The organism is Streptomyces sp. NPDC045967 (assembly GCF_056430495.1).
The window spans coordinates 128,429-149,740 of record NZ_JBWKLE010000015.1 but is presented as its reverse complement, the minus strand read 5'-3'; the positions used below and the strand labels follow the sequence as shown (position 1 = coordinate 149,740).

Annotated in this window: 5 protein-coding genes; all 5 read right to left on the bottom strand. The window is 74.3% G+C overall.

The window, feature by feature from the left end:
• Complete coding sequence (locus tag AC07FY_RS25130; RefSeq protein ID WP_479010004.1) at positions 1-17,064, bottom strand: type I polyketide synthase; 17,064 nt, start codon at positions 17,062-17,064, stop codon at positions 1-3.
• A gap of 74 nt (positions 17,065-17,138) precedes the next feature.
• Positions 17,139-18,332, bottom strand: a complete 1,194-nt coding sequence (locus tag AC07FY_RS25125) for a cytochrome P450 (protein ID WP_479010002.1) — start codon at positions 18,330-18,332, stop codon at positions 17,139-17,141.
• Between the two features lie 53 nt (positions 18,333-18,385).
• The gene (locus AC07FY_RS25120; protein ID WP_479010000.1) at positions 18,386-19,012 is read right to left on the bottom strand and encodes an FMN-dependent NADH-azoreductase; all 627 of its coding nucleotides are present in this window, start codon (positions 19,010-19,012) and stop codon (positions 18,386-18,388) included.
• Positions 19,013-19,330: 318 nt separating this feature from the next.
• Positions 19,331-20,302 carry a Gfo/Idh/MocA family protein gene (locus AC07FY_RS25115; protein WP_479009997.1) on the bottom strand — a complete coding sequence of 324 codons (972 nt, stop codon included), beginning with the start codon at positions 20,300-20,302 and terminating at the stop codon, positions 19,331-19,333.
• Positions 20,299-21,285 carry a Gfo/Idh/MocA family protein gene (locus AC07FY_RS25110; protein ID WP_479009994.1) on the bottom strand — a complete coding sequence of 329 codons (987 nt, stop codon included), beginning with the start codon at positions 21,283-21,285 and terminating at the stop codon, positions 20,299-20,301. Before AC07FY_RS25110 ends, AC07FY_RS25115 begins: the two co-directional genes overlap by 4 nt.
• Between the last annotated feature and the right edge of the window lie 27 nt (positions 21,286-21,312).

Here is a 21,312-nt window from a genome sequence, read left to right as displayed (position 1 = left end):
TCAGCTCGTCTTGCCCAGGGCCCGTTGCACCAGGTCGGCAACGTCCATGGCGTCGATCAGTTCCACGTCGGCGGCTGCCGCCGACGGTTCCGCTCCCGGCGCGTCCGCATCCGCGTCCGCGTCCGTCTCGGCGAGGCCGAGGAGGGTGTCCAGTACGCCGGCCTCCTTGAACCGGGCGAACGGCACGGACGCCAGGATGTTCCGGAGCTCGTCCTCCCGCCCGTCCAGGCCGTCGTCGGCCTCTTTGAGGAGTTCGGTGCGCAGGTGGCCGACCAGCGCCTCCGGCGTGGGGTAGTCGAAGATCAGCGTCGCGGGCAGCCGCAGTCCGGTGGCCCCGTTCAGGCTGTTGCGCAGGTTGACGGCGGCGAGCGAGTCGAAGCCGACCTCCTGGAACGCCTGGCGCGGGCCGATGCCCTCCGCGCCGCTGTGGCCGAGGACCGTCGAGGCGTGGCCGCGTACCAGCCGCAGCAGGATCCGGTTCTGCTCGCTCTCCGCCACCCCCCGCAGGGAGTCGGCGAGGGACGAGGCGGCCTCGCTGGTCCCGCCGTCGCCCTGCAGGGCCTGCAGCGCTTGCCTCGCCTCGGGCAGGTCGGCGAAGAGGGGGCTGGTGCGGACCGAGGTGAACGCGGGGATGAAGGCGCTCCAGTCCATGTCGGCCACGGCGACGAACTTCTCGTCGGCCCGCACCGCCTGCACCATCGCGGTCACCGCCAGCTGGGGTCCCATGGGCAGGACACCGCGGCGGCGGAGCTGGGCCAGGGCCGCCTCGTCCATGCCCACGCCGATCTGGTCGAGGGCTCCCCAGGCGATCGAGGTCGCCCGCAGGCCGCGGGCGCGGCGCCACTCGATCAGGGCGTCGAGGACGGCGTTGGCCGCCCCGGACGGGCCCTGGCCGCCGCCGCCCCACACTCCGGCGATCGAGGAGAACACGACGAACGCGTCGAGCGGCGTGCTCTCGAACAACTCGTCCAGCCAGACGGCCGTGTCCACCTTGGCCGCGAACACCCCGGCGAGGTCCTCCTCGCCGGTGTCGTCGACGGAGCTGGTCTGCTGGACGTCGGCGGCGTGCACGACGGCCGTGAGCGGCTGCTCCGCGGCCGTTTCGGCGACCAGTCGCGCGATCGTCTCCCGGTCGGTGTCCGCGCAGGACTCCACGATGGTGGCGAGGCCCAGCGAGGCGAGTTCGGCCCGCAGCTGCGGCACGCTCCCGTCGGCCGCCTGCTCGGTGGTCGTGACGAGCAGCCGTTCGGCACCGGCCTGGGCGAGCCAGAGCGAGACGTGCCGGCCCAGCCCCTCAGCGCCGCCGGTCACCAGGACGGTGCCCCGCGGCTGCCAGCCGCTGTCGCCGGTGGAGTCCGGTGCGGGCTTGCGCACCAGCCGCCGGCTGTACACGCCCGACCGGCGGACGGCGAGCTGGTCCTCGCCCGCGGCGGAGTTCAGCACCCCGAGCAGGTTCGCGGCCGTTCGCGGGTCCGCCACCACGGGCAGGTCGATCAGACCGCCCCAGCGGTCGAGGCGTTCGAGTGCGGCGGCCCGGCCCAGGCCCCACAGCGACGCCTGCGCCGGTGAGGCGAGCGTGTCGTGGATGCCGATGTTCACCGCGCCCCGGGTCAGGCACCACAGCGGCTGCGCGGCGTTGTTGTCGCCCAGCGCCTGGATCAGCGCGAGGGTCGGCGCCGCCACCCCGGTCGGGTCCTTCGGACCGCTTCCCGTCTGCTGGTCCAGGGCGAGCAGGGACAGCACACCCGTCAGGTCGTGCTCGGCCAGGACGCCGGCCAGCCGCTCCGCGAGCCGCTTGCGGGTGAGGTCGGCCTCGCCGGCCTCCAGCAGGACCGTGCCCAGTCCGAGGCCGGCCAGCTCCCGCAGCAGGGTGTCGGCCGGACCGCCGTCCGCCCGCCCGGACGGTACGACGACCAGCCAGCGGCCGCTCGGTACGCCGGCGGCCTCGCGGTCGAGCGGCTGCCAGGTGATTTGGTAGCGCAGTTTCTCCGCCGTGGACCGCTCGCGGCGCCTGCCCCGCCACTCGGCGAGCATCGGAACGACGGTGCCGAAGGCGGTGCGTTCGTCGGCCGAGGCCGTCTCCAGCAGCTCGCCGAGCGAGTCCAGGTCGGCTCCTTCGACGGCGGCCCAGAAGTCGGAGTCCGCGCCTTCGGCCGCGTCCGCGGCCCCGGTCGCCGATTCCGCTTCCCGCAGCCAGTAGCGCTGGTGGTCGAAGGCGTAGGTGGGCAGGTCCACCCGCCGTTCGGCGGAGGTCTGCGGCAGGACCCCGGTCCAGTCCACGGCCACGCCGCGGACGAAGAGTTCGGCCATGGAGGCGAGGAGACGGCGCAGGCCGCCGTCCTCGCGGCGCAGCGAACCGGTGACCACCGCGTCCGTATCGGTGTCGTCGGCGGTCTCCGTGATGGGCTGGACCAGCACCGGGTGGGCGCTGACCTCCACGAACACCCCGTGGCCCTGACCCATCAGGTCGGCCACGGCCGGACCGAAGCCCACCTGGCCCCGCAGGTTGCGGTACCAGTAGTCGCCGTCCAAGACGCCTGCGTCCTCGACCCAGCCGCCGGTGGCGGTGGAGTAGAACGGCACCTGCGGCGCCCGCGCCCCGATCCCGGCCAGTGCCTCGGCCAGGGTGTCGCGCATGTCCTCGACGTGCCGGGTGTGCGAGGCGTAGTCCACCGCGACCCGCCGGACCCGGACGCCGTCGGCGGTCAGGGCCGCCAGGGCCTCGTCCAGCGCCTCGGCGTCACCCGCGATCACCACGGAGGCCGGCCCGTTGACCGCGGCGACCTCGACGCGGTCGGCCCACGGTTCCAGCCGGGCCACCGCCCCGTCCGCGCTCAGCGCCACCGAGGCCATACCGCCCCGCCCGGCTAGCTCCGAGGCGATGACCCGGCTGCGCAGGGCCACCACGCGCGCCGCGTCGTCGAGCGAGAGCGCCCCGGCCACGCAGGCGGCCGCGATCTCGCCCTGCGAGTGGCCGAGCACGGCGCCCGGCTCCACTCCCACACTGCGCCACACCGCTGCCAGGCCCACCATGACGGCGAAGCTGGCGGGCTGGAGCACGTCCACCCGCTCCATCAGCTCCGGATCCGTCTCCCCGCGCAACACCTCGACCAGCGACCAGTCCACGAACGGCTCCAAAGCCGCCGCACACTCAGCGATCCGTGCCGCGAACACCTGGGATGAATCCAGCAGTTCACGGCCCATACCCGCCCACTGCGCACCCTGCCCCGGGAACACCCACACCACCTTGCCCGGCGCACCGGAACCGGCGCTGCCGGAGACGACACCGGGGGCGCTCTCACCGCGGGCCAGCGCCTTCAGACCGGCGAGGGCCTCCCCGTCCGAACCGGCCACGACGACCGCCCGCTCCCCCAGCGCCGCACGGCCCGACACCAGCGTCCCGGCCACGTCCGCGAGCGGCGCCTGCCCGGCGCCCTCGACGAAGGCCGCGAGCCGCCCGGCCTGGCCGGCCAGGGACGCGGCGCTGCGGGCCGACACCACCAGCGGCACCACTCCGGTGAGCGCCGGCTCCCGCGGGGCCGGCTTCTGAGGGGCGGGCTCCTCCTCGGCGGGCGCCTCCTCCAGGATCAGGTGCGCGTTCGTGCCGCTGGCTCCGAAGGAGGAGACCGCGGCCCGGCGCGGGTGGCCGTCCCGCTGCCATTCCCGTGCCTCGGTCAGCAGTTCCACCGCGCCCGCGGACCAGTCGACCTGACCCGTGGGCTCGTCCACGTGCAGCGTCGCGGGCATGACCCCGTGCCGCATCGCCATGACCATCTTGATCACACCGGCGACACCGGCCGCGGCCTGGGTGTGACCGATGTTCGACTTCAGGGAGCCGAGCCACAGCGGCCGCTCCGGGTCGCGGTCCCGGCCGTACGTGGCCAGCAGCGCCTGCGCTTCGATCGGGTCGCCCAGGGCCGTTCCGGTCCCGTGGGCCTCCACGACGTCCACGTCCGCCGGCGCCAGGCCGGCCTGGGCCAGGGCCCGGCGGATGACCCGCTGCTGCGAGGGCCCGTTCGGCGCGGTGAGCCCGTTGGAGGCGCCGTCCTGGTTGACCGCGCTGCCGCGCAGCACCGCCAGCACCCGGTGACCGCGCTCGCGCGCCACCGACAGCCGTTCCAGGACGACCACACCGACGCCCTCGGCCCAGCCCGTGCCGTCGGCCGCCGCCGAGAACGCCTTGCACCGGCCGTCGGCGGACAGGCCGCGCTGGCGGGAGAACTCCAGGAAGGCGTCGGGGGATGCCATCACCGTCGCGCCGCCGGCGAGCGCCATCGAGCACTCGCCCTGCCGCAGCGACTGGGCGGCCAGGTGGATCGCCACCAGGGAAGAGGAGCACGCCGTGTCCACCGTGACCGCCGGGCCCTCGAGACCGAAGACGTACGAGACGCGGCCCGAGGCCACGCTCGCGGCCGTACCGGTCATCAGGTAGCCCTGGACGTCCTCGGGCACCTGGCGCAGGCGCGTCACGTAGTCGTGGTGGACGATCCCGGTGAAGACGCCGATGTCGCGGCCCCGGACGGACAGCGGGTCGATGCCCGTCCGCTCCAGCGCCTCCCAGGAGGTCTCCAGCAGCAGCCGTTGCTGGGGGTCCATGGCGAGGGCTTCCCGCGGGGAGATCCCGAAGAGTCCGGCGTCGAACTGCGCGGCCTCGTGCAGGAACCCGCCTGAGCGGGTGTAGCTGGTCCCCGGGTGGGCCGGGTCCGGGTGGTAGAGCCCTTCGAGGTCCCAGTCACGGTCGAGCGGGAAGCCGGACACCGCGTCGCGCCGCTCCAGCACCAGCTTCCACAGTTCCTCGGGGCTGTCCGCTCCGCCCGGCAGGCGGCTGCTCATCGCGACGATCGCGATCGGCTCGTCGTAGACCGCCGCCGCCGTGACCGCAGCGGGCACCTCGGCCTGCTCGCCGAGGAGTTCGGCCCGCAGGTGGCCGGTGAGGACGGCCGGGTTCGGATAGTCGAAGACGAGCGTGGCGGGGAGGTCGATCCCGGTGAGGTCGCGCATGCGGGTGCAGAACTTGACCGCGGTGAGGGAGTCGAAGCCGAGGCTCTTGAACGACTGCTCCGGGTCGAAGCCGTCCGCGTCGCGGTGGCCGAGCACGAGAGCGGTGCTCTCCCGGACCAGGTCCAGCAGGATCCGCTGCTGCTCGGCGGCCGGCAGTCCGGCCAACCGGCCGGCGACGGCCTCGGCGGCGCCTTCACCGCGCGAGACCACCCGCCGGGTCGGCGCCGCGGAGACGGGCCGCGGCGCTTCGGCAGCGGCGGTGTCGGCGACGGCCGGGGTCGCGGTCGCGGTGGCGGCCAGGGTCAAGGGGCCCAGGACCGCGACGGGTTCACCCGCCGCGTCCGCGAGTTCGAGCAGATGGCGGCCGTCCTGCGCCGGGCTGATCCGCAGCCGCAGCACGGCGGCGCCCTCCGCGTACACGGCCAGGCCGGAAGCGGCGGCCAGGTCGCGGTGGCCGCCGGCGGCGGTCTCCGGGTCCGAGGACGTACGGGAGTCCAGAAGGCGCAGGGCGGTGTCGACGAGCACGGGGTGGAGGGCGAAGCGGGCTGCCTCGTCGGCCGGTTCCTCCGCGAGTGCGATCTCCGCGAAGACCTGCCCGTCCTGCTCCCACACCAGGTGTTCGCCCGGGAGGGGCGCATCGTGCTCCGCGGGCCGCGACCAGCTGCGCAGCTCGAAGGCCGGCTGCGGCATGCCGGGGACCAGCACGGCCCGTGCGTGACGGATCCAGGGGCCCGGCTCCGGGTCGAGGGACCTGGCGTAGACGGCCGCCGTCCGGCGCCCGTCCGGACCGGGACCCTCCACCGGCACCCGGACCTGCGTGCCGCCCCGCCCCGGCGCCGTCAGGGGCGTCTCGACCACGATCTCTTCCAGGCTTCCGCAGCCCACCGCGTCGCCGGCCCGGACGAGCATCTCCAGCAGGGCGGCGGCCGGGACCCCGCTCGCGCCGTCGGCGATCGCCCGGTCGGCGAACCGGCCCAGACTGCGCGGCGAGAGCTGCCCGGTGAGCACCACGCCGTTGTCGCCGCCCTCGCCCGGGATGTCGATGACGGTACCGAGCAGCGGGTGGCGGGCGTCGGCGGCGCCCAGGGCCTCGGCTCCGCCCGCCGGGTTCTCGTCGCCTTCGATCCAGTACCGCTGGTGCTGGAACGCGTACGTCGGCAGTTCGGTGCCGGCCGGCGTGCCGGGGACGCCGAGGACGGCCGCCCAGTCCAGGGCCACGCCCCGCACGTGCAGCTGCGCGAGGGCGGTCATGACGTCCGCGGCTTCCGCGCCGTTCCTGCGCAGGGTGGCGACGCAGCTCTGCTCCGGTGCGCCGAGCGTGCCGAGCGCCATCGCGGCGAGGGCCCCGCCCGGGCCGATCTCGAGGAATGTCGTCGCTCCCTGGCCGCTGAGCGAGGTGACGGCGTCGCCGAACCGCACCGCGTGGCGTACCTGGTCGACCCAGTACTCGGGATCGCCCAGGCGCCCGTCGCGGACGAGTTCGCCCGTCAGGGTGGAGACGACCGGGAGGGTGCCCGGCTGGTACGAGATGCTCCGCGCGACCGTGCGGAACGCGTCGAGCATGGGCTCCATGAGCGAGGAGTGGAAGGCGTGGCTGACGGTCAGCCTGCGCGTCTTGCGTCCGAGGCCCGCCAGTTCGGCGGCTGCGGCGAGCACCGCGTCCTCGGCGCCGGAGAGCACCAGCGTGTCGGGGCCGTTCACCGCCGCCACGCAGACCGCGCCGCCCGCCCGGGCCAGCAGGGGTTCCACGTCGGCCTCGGTGGCCTGGACGGCGACCATCGCACCGCCGTGCGGCAGGGCCTGCATCAGCCGGCCGCGGGCGGCGACCAGCTTGCCCGCCTCGGCCAGTGGGAGGACCCCGGAGACGTGCGCGGCCGTGATCTCGCCGATCGAGTGGCCGGCGAGGAGGTCCGGCCGGACCCCCCAGGACTCGAAGAGCCGGAACAGCGCGGTCTCCAGGGCGAACAGGGCGCCCTGCGTGTACACGGTCCGGTCGAGCAGTTCGCTGTCGGGCGTACCGGGCGCGGCGAACACGACCTCGTGCAGCGGCCGCGCCGTGTGATCGCCCAGGTGCTCCTCCACGGCGGCGCAGGCGGCGGTGAAGGCGTCGCGGAAGACGGGGAAGGCGTCGGCGAGTTCGCGCCCCATGCCGGCCCACTGGCTGCCCTGTCCGGTGAACAGGACGGCGAGCTTGCCCGGGACCGGGGTGCCGGAGACGACCGCGGGGCTCGTGTCCCCGCCCCCGAAGGCGCTCAGGTCGGCGCGCAGCCGGTCGCGGTCGGCGGTCAAAACGACGGCCCGGTGGTCGAGCTGGGCCCGCGCGGTGGCGAGGGCGTGGGCGGCGTCGGTGAGGGTTACGTCCGGCCGCTCGTCGAGGAACTGGGCGAGCCGCCCGGCCTGGCCGCGCAGTCCGGCCGCGGTACGCGCCGACACGGGCACCGGTACGGGGACGCCGGCGGGCCGGGAGAGGGTCCCGGGCGGCGGTACGACGGTCGCCGGCGGCTCGGGAGCCTCCTCCAGGACGACGTGCGCGTTGGTGCCGCCGATGCCGAAGGAGGACACCCCGGCCCGGCGCGGCCGGTCGCCGCGCGGCCAGTCACGGGCCTCGGTGAGCAGTTCCACGGCGCCTGCGGACCAGTCGACGTGGGTCGAGGGGCGGTCCACGTGCAGCGTCTTGGGAAGCGTCCCGTGCCGCATGGCCATGACCATCTTGATCACGCCCGCGACGCCCGCCGCACCCTGGGTGTGGCCGAGGTTGGACTTCACGGAACCGAGCCACAGCGGTTCGCCGCCCTGCCGGTCCTGGCCGTAGGTCGCCAGCAGCGCCTCCGCCTCGATCGGGTCGCCGAGCGTCGTTCCGGTGCCGTGCGCCTCCACCGCGTCCACCTCGGACGGGGAGAGACCGGCACCGGCCAGGGCCTTGCGGATCACCCGCTGCTGGGCGGGGCCGTTCGGCGCGGTCAGACCGTTCGACGCGCCGTCCTGGTTCACCGCCGAACCGCGGACCACGGCCAGCACCTGGTGGCCGCGGCGGCGGGCGTCCGAGAGCCGCTCGACCAGGAGCAGCCCGGCGCCCTCGGACCAGCCGGTGCCGTCGGCGCCGTCCGCGAACGCCTTGCAGCGGCCGTCGGGGGCCAGGCCGCGCTGCCGGGAGAACTCGACGAAGGTCTCCACGGTGCCCATCACCATCACGCCGCCGGCCAGCGCCATCGTGCACTCGCCCCGGTTCAGGGCCTGCGCCGCGAGGTGCAGGGCCACCAGCGAGGAGGAGCAGGCCGTGTCGACGGTGAGGGCCGGGCCCTCGAAGCCCAGGTGGTAGGCGATGCGTCCGGAGGTGACGCTGCCCGAACCGCCGGTGAGGCGGAACCCCTCGACGCCGGAGGCCCGGTGCATGCGCATGCTGTAGTCGTGGCTGTTGACGCCGACGAAGACGCCCACGTCCTCGCCGGCCAGCGTGGTCGGGTCGATCGCGGCCCGCTCGAAGGCCTCCCAGGAGGTCTCCAGCAGCAGCCGCTGCTGCGGGTCCATGGCGAGGGCCTCGTTCGGCGAGATGCCGAAGAACGCGGCGTCGAACCCGGCGGCGTCGTCGAGGAAGGCGCCGTGCCGGACGTACGTGGTGCCGGCGTGGTCGGGGTCGGGGTGGAAGAGCCGCTCGATGTCCCAGCCCCGGTCGTCGGGGAACTCGGTGACGGCGTCGACGCCCTCGGCCACGACCCGCCAGAGGTCCTCCGGACTGTTGACTCCCGCGGGGAAGCGGCACGCCATCGCCACGATCGCGATCGGCTCGTCCTCCGCGGCGGCCGGCACGGCGGGTCCGGAGGAGTGCTGCGGTGTACCGCCGAACAGCTTGGCGCGCAGGTGGTCGGCGAGGGTCGTCGGCTTCGGGTGGTCGAAGACCATCACCGGGGAGAGGGTCAACCCGGTCGCGGCGGCGAGCCGGTTGCGCAGTTCCACCGCCATCAGCGAGTCGAATCCGGCCTCCTTGAAGGTCCGGTCGGCGTGGACGGCGCCGGCGTCGGCGTGGCCGAGCACCTCGGCGGCGTGCCGCCGGACCAGCTCGACGAGCGCTTCGGCCTGCTCCGCCTCATCCAGGCCGGCGATGCGCTCGCGCAGGGACGCGGGCCCCGACGGAGCGGCGGCCCGGGCCGCCGGTCGCGGCGAGGGGGCCAGGCCCCGCAGCAGCGGGGGAACCGGGCCCTCGGCCGCCGCCGCCCGCAGCGCGGACACGTCGAACCGGGCCGCCACCAGGGCGCCGGTGGCGCCCGCGTCGGCGCCGCCCAGTGCGGCGTCCAGCAGGGCCATGCCCTGGTCGGCGGAGAGGCCGCTCATGCCGATGCGCTGGTTGCGGCGCAGGTCGGCGGCGCTCAGGTGCTCGGTCATGGCACTGACCGTCGCCCAATAGCCCCAGGCGAGGGAGACGGCCGGCAGGCCGAGCGCGGTCCGCTGCCGGGCCAGCGCGTCCAGGCAGGCGTTCGCCGCGGCGTAGTTGGCCTGTCCGGGATTGCCGAGGACGCCGGCCGCGGAGGAGTACAGCACGAACGCGGCGAGGTCCAGGTCGCGGGTGAGCTCGTGCAGGTGCAGCGCCGCGTCCAGCTTGGGCCGCAGCACGGTGTCGACGCGTTCCGGGGTGAGCTCGGTGAGCACCCCGTCGTCCAGGACTCCGGCGGAGTGCACCACGGCGGTGAGCGGGTGCTCGGCGGGTATCCCGCGCAGCAGCGCCTCGAGTTGGCCGCGGTCCGCGGTGTCGCAGGCGGCGACGGTCACGGACGCGCCCAGGGCGGTCAGCTCCTCGTGGAGCTCCGGCGCGTGACCCCGGCGCCCGGCCAGGACCAGATGCCTGATCCCGTACGCGGTGACCAGGTGCCGCGCCGTCATCGCACCCAGCGTCCCGGTGCCACCGGTGATCAGTACGGTCCCGTCGGTGTCGAGCCGACGCGGCGGCCGGGCGGCGGCCCCGGGCAGCGACCCGTCCGGCGCGGTGGCCACGCGCACGAGCCGCGGGACCTCCGCGACCCCGTCCCGCACCCGGATCTGCGGCTCGCCGCTCAGCACCACGGCCGGCAGGGCGGACCGGGAGGCGTCGTCGAGCTCGGCCAGGACGATCCGGTCCGGGTGCTCGGACTGCGCCGAGCGCACCAGGCCCCACACCGCCGCCGCGTCGAGTTCCGCGCAGTCCCCGGTGACGACGGCCAACCGGGTGTCCGCGAGGCCCGGTTCCGCCAGCCAGGTCTGGAGCACGGCCAGGGCCGCGTTGACCGCAGCGCGCGGGTCGGCGCCGCCCGGGGTGCCCCGGACCTCGTACAGGAGGACGTCGGGCCCCGAGCCGGGCTCTCCCGCCGAAGCGGTGACGTCCTCGGAGGTCCGGACGGCCACCATGTCGAAGGGGCGCTCCACGGCGGGCAGCGCGTGCCCGGTCCAGTCGACCCGGAACAGCGCGTCGTGGGCCGACGCGCCCGCGATACCCGCCTGCTCGGGGGAGAACGGGGTGGGGAGCACCGCCGCGACGGTCATGACCGGCTGCCCGGTGGGGTCGCTCAGCTCGAGGCCGGTCCCGTCCGCCGAGGTCCCGCCCGTCCGCACGCGCAGTGCGGCGGCGCCGGACGCGAGCAGGGACACCCCGGACCACACCGCCGGGACCATGCCGTCGGGGACGACCGTGCGCACGGCGGCGTCCAGCAGCGCGGGGTGCACCCCGTAGCGGGCCGCGTCACGCAGGGCGGCGCCCTCCAGGGCGACTTCGGTGGCGGGCCCGGAGAGGGGGGTCGTCACGGGGGTCGTCACCGTGGCTGTGGCGGGCGCCAGCACGCCGTGCGCGTGGCGCGTCCACGGGGCGTCCAGGGCGGCGTCCGCCGCGCGCGAGTAGATCTCCACCGGCCGCCGTCGTGCGTCATCGGGCTCGCCGACGACCACCTGGATGCTGCGGCCGCCGCGCTGCGGCATGACCACGGGCGTCTCGACGGTCAGTTCGTCGAGCAGGGGTGTGGCGGTCAGGTCACCGAGCCGGATGGACAGTTCGACCAGAGTGGCGTTCGGTACGACGACGACGTCGGACAGCAGGTGCTCCCCGAGCCAGGGGTGCGCCCGGAGCGACCAGCTCGACGTGGCCGTGAGACCGGTCGAATGGGGCGTGCTCACGATCGCACCGAGCATGGGGTGACCGGCCGCGGCCAGTCCGAGGGAGGCGGCGTCGGTGGCCGACTCGCCCGCCTCCAGCCAATAGTGCCGGTGGTCGAAGGCGTACGTCGGGAGCTCGACCCGAGCGGTGGGCTCGGGCAGGACAGCGCTCCAGTCCACGGCCACACCGCGCACGAACAGCTCGGCCATCGAGGCGAAGAGGCGACGCAGGCCCCCGTCCTCCCGGCGCAGCGAACCCGTCACCACGACATCGGAGCCACCGGCGTCGACAGTCTCCGTGATCGGCTGGACCAGCACCGGGTGGGCGCTGACCTCCACGAACACCCCGTGACCCTGACCTGCCAGCTCCGCCACCGCCGGGCCGAAGCCGACCTGACCGCGGAGATTGCGGTACCAGTAGTCACCGTCCAGGACACCGGCCTGCGCCACCCAACCGCCGGTGACGGTCGAGTAGAAGGGGATCCGCGGCGCCTGCGCCTCGATCCCGACCAGCGTCTCCGCGAGCGCCTCGCGAATGTCCTCCACGTGCCGGGTGTGGGAGGCGTAGTCCACCGCCACCCGGCGGACCCGCACACCGTCGGCCGACAGGGCTGCCAGGGCCTCGTCCAGCGCCTGCGCGTCACCCGCGATCACCACCGACGACGGCCCGTTGACCGCGGCGACCTCCACCCGATCGGCCCACGGCAGAATCCGCGCGACCGCATCGGCCTCGCTCAGCGCGACCGAGGCCATACCGCCCCGACCGGCCAGATCCTTCGCGATGGCCTGACTGCGCAGGGCCACCACCCGTGCTGCGTCCTCCAGGGAGAGCGCACCGGCCACACACGCGGCCGCGATCTCACCCTGGGAGTGACCCAGTACCGCATCGGCCTTGACACCGACCGACTCCCAGACCGCCGCCAGACCCACCATCACGGCGAAGCTGGCCGGCTGGAGCACATCCACCCGCTCCATCAGCTCCGGGTCCGTCTCCCCGCGCAACACCTCGACCAGCGACCAGTCCACGAACGGCTCCAAAGCCGCCGCACACTCAGCGATCCGTGTCCCGAACACCGGCGAGGAATCCAGCAGTTCGCGTCCCATGGCCGCCCACTGCGCACCCTGCCCCGGGAACACCCACACGACCCTGCCCGGCGCACCCGAACCGGCGCTGCCGGACACCACGCCCGGCGCGCTCTCGCCCCGGGCCAGCGCCCGGAGCGCGGTCAGTGCCGCCTCGCGGTCACCCGCGTCGGCCACGACCACCGCACGCTCACCGAAGACCGCGCGGTCCGACACCAGGGCCCCGGCCACGTCCGCCAGGGACACCGCGTCGGCCGCGGACTCCACGTACGCGCCGAGGCGATCGGCCTGACCGGCCAGGGAGGCGGCGGTTCCCGCCGTCACCACCAGCGGCAGCGCACCGGTGGGGGACGTTTGCTCCTCGAATGCGGTCCCCGTCTCCTCGGCGGGCGCCTCCTCCAGGATCAGGTGCGCGTTCGTCCCACTGACGCCGAACGACGACACACCGGCTCGGCGCGGACGGTCGCCGCGCGGCCATTCCCGCGCCTCCGTGAGCAGTTCCACCGCGCCCGCGGACCAGTCCACCTGCGGGGTGGGAGCGTCCACGTGCAGGGTCGCCGGCAGCACGCCGTGCCGCAGCGCCTGCACCATCTTGATCACACCGGCGACACCGGCAGCCGCCTGGGTGTGACCGATGTTCGACTTCAACGACCCGAGCCACAGCGGCCGCTCCGCATCGCGGTCCCGACCGTACGTCGCCAGGATCGCCTGCGCCTCGATCGGGTCCCCCAGGGCCGTACCGGTCCCGTGGGCCTCCACGACGTCCACCTCCGCCGGCGCCAGGCCGGCTTGGGCGAGGGCCCGGCGGATCACCCGCTGCTGCGAGGGACCGCTCGGCGCGGTCAGACCGTTGGAGGCGCCGTCCTGGTTGACGGCGCTGCCGCGCAGCACCGCCAGCACCCGGTGACCGCGTGCGCGCGCCACCGACAGCCGCTCCAACACGACCACACCCACGCCCTCGGCCCAGCCCGTGCCGTCGGCCGCCGCCGCGAACGCCTTGCAGCGCCCGTCGGCGGCCAGCGCCCGCTGGCGGGAGAACTCCACGAAGTGGCCGGGCGTCGCCATAACGGAAACGCCGCCCGCGAGCGCCATCGAGCACTCGCCCTGCCGCAGGGCCTGCGCGGCCAGGTGCATCGCGACCAGCGAGGAGGAGCACGCGGTGTCGACGGTGACGGCCGGGCCTTCGAGGCCGAGCACGTACGAGACGCGGCCCGAGGCCACGCTGGGCGCCAGGCCGGTGGTGGTGAAACCTTCCAGCTCCGGAGCCGCCGCCGCGGCGCCGGTGCCGTAGCCCTGGCCGAACAGGCCGGAGAACACTCCGACATCGGTGCCCTTCAGACCGGGCGGGTTGATTCCGGCGGCCTCCAGGGCCTCCCAGGAGGTCTCCAGCAGCAGCCGCTGCTGCGGGTCCATGGCCAGCGCCTCACGCGGCGAGATCCCGAAGAACCCCGCGTCGAAGAGCCCCGCGTCGTGCAGGAAGCCGCCCTGGTCGGTGTAGGAGGTGCCCGTGCGGTCCGGGTCCGGGTCGAACAGGCCCTCCAGGTCCCAGCCGCGGTCGTCGGGGAAGTCGGACAGGGCGTCCCGGCCCTCCGAGACCAGGCGCCACAGGTCCTCCGGTCCCGTCACGCCGCCCGGCAGGCGGCAGGCCATGCCCACGATCGCGAGCGGTTCGTCGGGGTCGGCCGCCATGACCGGCTCGGTCACCGCGCGGGTCAGGCCGAGCACCTCGGCCCGCAGGCAGGCGGCCAGTGCCGCCGGAGTGGGGTGGTCGAAGACGACCGTGGTCGCCAGCGGCAGTCCGGTGCTCGCGGCCAGCCGGTCGCGCAGCCGGACGACGGCCATCGAGGTGAAGCCCAGGTCGCGGAACGCGCGGTCGACGGGGACCTGTTCGGGTGCCGTCCGCTGCAGCACGGCGGCCGCTTCCGTACGGACCAGGTCCTGGAGCAGTGCCAGCTGTGCGCGCTCGTCCAGGCCGGCCAGCCGGTCGCGCAGGGCCGCCGTGACGGCCGGGTCGGCCCCGTTCGGTCGTGCCGGGTCCTCGACCAGCGCGTCGAGGAGGGCGGGGACCGGGGTGGTGCCGGCGGTCGGCGCCGCCCCCTCCAGGGCCACCAGCGAGGAGCGGTCCGTGGTCATGACGAGGTCGAACGCGGAGGGGAGCAGGTGGCGCAGCCGGCCGGTGTCGTCGTCCGGGGCGGTCTCGGCAGCGGCGCCGGGCCAGGCGCCGCAGGCCAGGAAGGAGCCCGGCAGGTCGCGCAGCCGGCGGTTGCGCACCACCGCATCGGCGAGGAGCTGGGCGACGGCCCCGTCCGGGCGGCCCGGTTCACCCAGCAGCCCGGCGGTGCCGGACACCACGATGAAGGCGGCGGGCGCGTCCCCCGCGGTCATGCCGTCGAGGAGGAGGGCCAGTGCGGGGTCGTCGGCGGCGTGGACCACCGTGGTCACCGGGCTCGGCAGGCCGGCCAGGGCGGTCCGCAGCGGCTGCGGGTCCTCGCCGTCAGCGGTCACCCGCAAGACGGCGGTCTCGGCGAGCCCCAGCTCGGCGCCGGAGGGAGCGGTGCCGGCGCTGCCGGGGGCACTGACGAGCAGCAGGTTCTGCGCCCCGTGGACGGAGACCAGCCGGCGGGTGAGGGCCGCACCGCGCCCGGTGTCGGCTCCGGTCACCAGCACGGTGCCGGCGACTCCCGGCCAGGACGCCACCTGCGGCGCCGGGACGACGGGCAGGTGGTGCAGCCGCGGCACCAGCAGGGCGCCCGAGCGCACCGCGATCTGCGGCTCGCCGGACGCGATCGCGGCCGGCAGGCAGTTCCAGCCCAGGTCTCGGCTCCCGTCGGCGTCGGGGGCGAGGGCGTCGGCGGCTTCCAGGTCGACAAGGGTGACCGCGGCCGGACGGGCCTCCTGGAAGGAGCGGGCGACGGCCCAGAGCGCGGCCCCGGCCAGGTCCAGGGCACCGTCCTGCGCGCCGGCGGCGACCGCACCGCGGGTGAGGACCACCAGTCGGGTGGCCGCCTGCTCCGTACGGGCCTCCCAGGCGGCCAACTGCTCCGCGAGGGCCGCGGCCCGGGCACGCCCGGCTGCCAACGCCTCGATCGGGTCCACCGCGCCGACCGCGTCCCTGATCTCGGACGGCTGGACGACGAGGATCACTGCGGGGGCCGCGTCACCGGCGGCCACGGCCGCCCCCGCCGCCCCCAGGTCCGGGTACTGCCGAACGCCGGTGATCCCGGCGGCGTGCAGCGCGGCCGCGAGGCCGGTGTCCGCCGGGCCCGCCACCGCCCAGTCGCCGGCCGGGGCGGCGGGCTCCTTCGCCGCTGCCGCCGGGATCCAGTCCAGCCCCAGGAGCCCGTCGTGGTGCCCGCTCGCCGCGTACCGCAGCCGGCTGGGCCGCTCGGCCAGCAGACGCCGCTGGGTCTTGCCGGACGCCGTCCGCGGGATGGCGGCGACCTCCCGGACCTCCTCCGGCACCTTGTAGGCGGACAACTGCTCCCGGCACCGGTCGATCAGCGCCGCCGCGTCGAAGCCGGCGGGCCCGGGGACCACGTACGCGACGGGTACCTCGCCGAGCGTGCCGTGCGGTACACCGGCCACCGCGGCGTCGGCGACGCCCGGGACGCCGCGCAGCACCGCCTCGACCTCCTCGGGGTGGATGTTCTCCCCGCCGCGGATGACGAGTTCCTTGATCCGGCCGCGGATGGTGAAGTAGCCGGCGTCGTCGCGCCGGGCCAGGTCTCCGGTGCGGTACCAGCCCTCGCTCATCGCCGCGGCGGTCGCCTCGGGGCTGTTGTGGTAGCCGGCCATGACGTTCGGGCCGCTGACCCACACCTCGCCCTCCTGGCCGGCGGGTACGTCGAGACCGGTGGTGGGGTGGACGATACGGACCCCGACGCCCGGCACGGGCAGGCCGCAGGACCCGTCGACGCGCTCGCCGTCCGGCGGGTTGATCGTGATGGCGCCGCAGGTCTCGGTGCTGCCGTAGGCGTCGACCAGCGGGACCCCGAAGACCTCCTCGAAGTCCCGGCGCAGCCGGGAGCCGGTGACCGCTCCGCCGACCAGGCCGATGCGCAGGGCGGGGGCGGTGAATCCGTGCCGGCGGGCGGCCGTCACCAGGTGGTGGTAGGTGGTGGGCACGCCGGCCAGGAAGGTGGAACCGTCCTCGGCCAGCACCCGGATCACGTCCTGCGCGGAACTGCCGTCCATGAGCCGGGCGGTGGCGCCGACCACGGTGACGGACAGCACGCACGCGATGTGCGAGAGGCTGTGGAAGAGCGGGAGGGGCCACAGCACCCGGTCCTGGTCCGTCAGACCGGGTACGGGCACGTAGCAGGAGGCGACGGACCAGAGGCAGTTGCGCTGTGTGGACAGCACGCCCTTGGGCCGGCCGGTCGTACCGGAGGTGTAGAACATCCAGGCGACCTCGTCGAGGCCGAGGTCGTCCCTGGCCGCCTGGGCCGGCTCGCTGACCGCGAGTGCGTCGTACGCGTGCGCGCCCCATCCCGCCGGGACTTCGCCCGTCACCACGAGCGTGACACCGGGCGCCACGGCCGCCGAGCCCCGGAGCCGCGCCGCCTGCACGGCGTCGGTGATGACCACCGTGGCGCCGCTGTCGGCCAGCAGGTACTCCAGCTCGGCCAGCGAGGAGGCGGGGTTCAGCGGAACGCCGATGCCGGCGGCGCGCACGATCGCGAGGTAGCTCTCGACGGTGGAGACGGTGTTGCCCAGGCAGAGGGCCACCCGGTCGCCGCGCTCGACGCCGAGGACCGCCAGATGACCGGCGAGCCGGCGCGTGCGCGCCTCGAGATCACCGTAGGTGACCACCCGCCGGTCGTCTGCGAAGGCGACCTTTCCGGGGAAGCGGGTCGCGTGCTCCATGACTGCGACAGGAAGTGGCTTGATCAGGTCGGTGCGCACTGTGCCGCAGTTCCTTTCGGGGGAAAGAGGAAGGATTACCAGGAGACGGGCAGGCTCTTGAGCCCGAACACGGAGCCCTTGGTGCTCAGCGGGACGTCGTCGAAGGCGACGGCCAGGCGGAGGTCGGGGAACTCCCGGAGCAGGGCGGACAGGCCGACCCGCAGGGTGACGCGCGCCAGGTTCTGGCCCAGGCACTGGTGGACGCCGTACCCGAAGGACATGTGGCCCGAGGTGTCCCGGTCGATGTCCAGCTGCGCGGGGCAGCCGAACTTGGCCGGGTCGCGGTTGGCCGCGGGCAGCGACACCGTGACGGTGTCGCCCTTCTTGACGGTCTCGCCGTTCAGCTCGACGTCTTCCACCGCGGTGCGGAAGATCTCGTACTGGTTGATGGTGATGTAGCGCAGGAGTTCCTCGACCGCGCCGTCCAGCTTGGCCGGGTCCGCGCGCAGCGCCGCCATCTGGTCCTCGTGGTGCAGCAGGGCGAACGCGCTCACGGCCAGGGCCGGGCCGGTGGTGCCGTAGCCCGCGAAGAGCAGCAGGGCGACCATGTTGCACACTTCTTCGTCGGTCAGCGAGCCGCCGGCGACGAGGCGGCTGAGGATGTCGTCCTCGGGCTGCTCGCGCTTCCTCGCGATGAGCTCGAAGAAGTAGCCCAGCGCCTGCTCGTAGGCGGGGCCGACCTCCTCCATCTTCGACTCCGGGTCGTGCATGATCTTCGGTGCGTGCGCGAACCGGTCGCGTTCGCCGTAGGGCAGGCCGACCACCTCGCACACCACCCGCAGGGCCAGCGGTTCGGCGAAGTCCTCCACCAGGTCCGCGGTCCCGCCGCGCTCGCGCATGACCTTGATCTGCTCGTCGGCCATCACCTCGACGCGCGAGGTCATCTGCGCCGCACGGCGGCCGGTGAACTCGCCCGTCAGCAGCCGCCGGTAGCGGGTCTGCTGGGGCGGGTCCATGTAGATGAACATCCCCGGGATGTCCGGGGAGTTCGGCGTCAGCTCACCCCAGTGGGTCGTCGGGAAGTGACAGGTTTCCATGGAATGGCTGAACCGCGGGTCGCTGAGGACCTTGCGTGCCAGTTCGTGACTGGTGGTGAGCCAGCCGACGTGCTCGTCGGGGTACACCATTTTCGCGAGCGGGCGCTCTTCACGCAGCGAGTCGAATATCGCAGGAGGATCGAACTGGTGGGTTCGCGCCCAGTGGTCCTCGAAGGAAATTGCGTCGCTCATGGAATCCTTCTCACTCGAGATGATGTCTGTAGCCCCGATGGGACCGCGCCGGTTTACGCGGCGAGCTTCTTGAGGGTTTCGTACGCGTTCGCCAGCGAGGCCTCGGCCAGCGGCCGGAGCTGTTCCATCTGCGGAACGGACGCGGCCATCGTCAGCTCGGCGCTCACGAACGTCAGGTCGTCCCCGAGGCCGACGGCCTCCAGCACCGCACGCAGGTAGGGCTCCTGGAAGTCGAAGTCCTCGCGGGGGGTGCCGGGCGCGTACGAGCCGCCGCGGGCCTGGATGACCACGACCGACTTCCCGCTCAGCGGGCTGGTCTTGCCGGGCATCGACATGTGGGCCGGGTGGACGATGCGGTCCAGCCACGCCTTGAACGTCGAGGGGATCGAGAAGTTGTGCATCGGGACGCCGACGACGATCGTCGACGCCTCGTACAGCTCGTTCGTGATCGCCGCGGTGAGGTCCCGCTCCTGCTCGCTCTGCCCGTGGTCGCCGTCCGGGTAGACGAGGGACTGGTGCACGGGGTGCGTGATGTGCGGGATCGGCTGCGCCGCGAGGTCGCGGTAGGAGGAGCCGCTGCCGGGGTGGCTGCTGCGCCATTCCTCGGCGAAGTAGGCCGACAGCCGCCTCGACACGGATTCCGTGCCGATGCTCGAGTCTATGTGCAGGAGGTGCGACATCCCGGAGTCCCCTTACCGATCGGAGCAGAATTTGGAGGTCCACGCGCCCCGGGGCGGTCCGCCGATTTCCTCGATGTATTCGATTCACCGGTTCGGTAATTCATCACGACGGGGCTGTCTTTGATCCTCTGGGGCCACACTAGATCCGGCCATTGCGGCAGGGCATCCCCCAGCCTGGTAGGGCCGGGGGGGCCGGAAGGCGCACTTCGAGCAGGCGTGTAGCGGAACTCCGGCATGCGCCGAGTGCATTCCGCCGGGAATTCGAAAGCCGTCGCCGCTTTCCGGAAAGCGGCGACGGCTCCGGCGGGGCCGGGTGGGTCAGGAGGCCGCGAGGTCGACGGGGCGGCCCGTGCGCGCCGATGTGCGGGCCGCCTCGATGACGCGCAGGGTCCGCAGGCCGGCCGCGCCGTCCGGGCCGGCCTGCTCCCCCTGCCCGGCGGCGGTGATGAACGCGCCGAGCATGGCCGCGTACAGGTCGGTTCCGCCCGGCTCCCGGCGCTCGGTACCCGTGGCCGTGTCGAACCCGCCGAGCAGCCGCGGCGCGGCGTCGAACTCCACGCTCGCCTGCTCCCCGATGAAGGTCATGGCCGGTCCGCCGCGGGCGGCCCGGTCCGCCGACGGGCTCCAACTGCAGTCGAGGGAGGCGACCGCCCCGTTCGCGTACCGCACGGAGACGACCGCCGCGCTCTCGACGTCCGGCTTCCCGCTCAGGACGCTGTTGGTCTGCGCGTACACCTGGAGTGCCGGTTCCCCGCCCAGCACCGCGTCCACCATGTCGAGCAGGACGGGGGCGTGGGCGTCCAGCGCTCCCCCGGTCGCGGGGGCGTTGTACGACCCGTGCAGGGTGGTCAGCGTCCCGATGGCCGCGCCGCCCGCGATCCCCTCGCGCACGGCGGTGAACGCCGGGCTGAAGCGGGCCGGTGACGCCACGGTCAGCCGCACTCCGGCCTTCTCGCACGCCCGCACCATGGCCCGGGCATCCTCCTCCCCGGCCGCCATCGGCTGCTCGACCAGGACGTGCGCGCCGGCTCCGGCCGCCCGCTCGACCAGCTCCCGGCGGCGCTCGACCTCACCGGCGACCACCACGGCTCCGGGCCGCAGCGCGAACACCTCGTCCCAGCCGCCGGCGTACACGGCGCCCAGTTCCGCGGCCACGGCCCGGCCCCGGGCCGGATCGTCCGGCGCGCCGTCCGGGTCCGCGATGACCAGGTCGACGCCGGGCAGGTCGCGCAGCAGCCGGGCGTACGTCGCGGCGCGCTCGTGGGCGAAGGACAACACGGCGACCTTCATGCGGCGGCCCCCTCGGCGGTCAGTTCCACGGCACGTCCTGTCCAGGCGGACTCCGCCGCGGCTCGGGTGATGCGGATGGCGGCCAGCCCGTCCCGGGCTCCCAGACGCGGTTCGGGCCCGCCGGTGAACCCCTGGGCGAACTCGCGGATCATGGAGACGAACGGTGTTTCCCCGAAGTGCGCGAGGTCCCCCGCCGAACCGCCGAACCCCTGGATCTCCTGGGGCCACTGCGAGTCGTACACCACCGTTCCGCCCGTCCCCGAGACATGGCAGGTGAGGCGGTAGGGGGGCACCGGCGAGGCCATCCAGCGGCTGACGACGTGGCTGATGGCGCCACTGGCGTGGGTGAGGACCGCGGTTCCCACGGCAACCGCCCCGGTGGGTGCCGGTGCGGCGATCTGCCCCTGGTAGTGGGCGTGCACCCGGACGACATCGCCGAAGACCCACTGGGCGAGGTCGACGCCGTGCAGCATCTGGTCGGTCACGATCCCGCCCGACCGCGCGGAGGCCTGTCCGCTCCAGGGCCGCGGGTGGTAGCCGGCCACGGTGAACCGGGCGACGCTCCCCGCGCCGACGCCACCCGCCGCGACCAGCTCGCCCAGCCGGCCGTAAGCCGGGGCGAACCGCACATTATGGGTCGGGTAGAGCCGCACACCGGCCCGCTCCGCCGCCGCGACGATCTCCTCGGCCTCTTCGGTGGTGGCGGCCAGCGGCTTCTCGCACACGACGCCGGCCCCCGCGGCGATCGCGGCCAGGGCCATCTCGTGGTGCGTGGCGGTCGGGGTGCAGATGTCGACGACGTCCACGCCGTCCAGCGCCTCCTCCAGCGAGCCGACGGCCTTGGCGCCGAACTCCCGCGCCAGTTCCTCGGCCCGCCCGTCGGTGGAGTAGACCCGCACGGACGCCCCGACGGTGACCCAGGCGTCCAGATGGAACCGCGCGATCAGCCCGGCCCCCAGCAACGCCACTTCGAGGTGCCGCATGGCATCCCCGCCCTTCTTCCCGATCGT